Source organism: Curtobacterium sp. P97 (assembly GCF_023712445.1).
In the GTDB taxonomy this organism is placed as follows: Bacteria; Actinomycetota; Actinomycetes; order Actinomycetales; family Microbacteriaceae; genus Curtobacterium.
Genome location: NZ_JAMAYF010000060.1, coordinates 1 through 483 on the forward strand (window position 1 = coordinate 1; position 483 = coordinate 483).

Annotated in this window: 1 protein-coding gene; it reads right to left on the minus strand. The window is 79.5% G+C overall.

Annotation, left to right across the window (positions count from 1 at the left end; all coding sequences use genetic code 11):
- Window positions 1-483: type VII secretion protein EccE (locus M3677_RS16920; RefSeq protein ID WP_251161127.1), on the minus strand; the 483-nt coding region annotated here is incomplete at both ends.

Consider the following 483-nt stretch of genomic DNA (forward strand, 5'->3'; position numbering starts at 1 on the left):
GGGTGTCGACGACGCCGTCGTCCCCGCGCCGGGCGGCCACGGCCAGCATCGTGGGGCTGCTGGTGGCCAGCACCCGGGCCCGGAGCTCGGCCAGCACGGCGGGGAGCTCGTCGAGGTGGGCGCCGGGGAGGGCCAGCACCGAGGTGGTGGACCGCTGCGGCCCCGCCGTCCAGCTCGACCACCCTGCACGGACGACGGCGCCGGGCTCGGGGTCGTCGCCGAGCAGGCCCAGCACGCCGACGACGGCGTCCTCGGGCGTGACGGGCACCGCGCGCAGCCCGGCCCTGCGCAGCCGGCGCACCACCCGGCGCGCAGAGTTGGCAAGGTCGGTCTGCAGGGTCGAGGTGTCGGCGTCGGGGTCTGCGTCGGGCACGCGGAGCACCTGCAGGGCGACCCAGCACCGCCGGGCCGCGGGCACCGCACCCCCGGTGAGCTCGCGGTAGGACAGCGCCGCCGGGCCGTCGCCGGGCAGCGCCGGGTGGG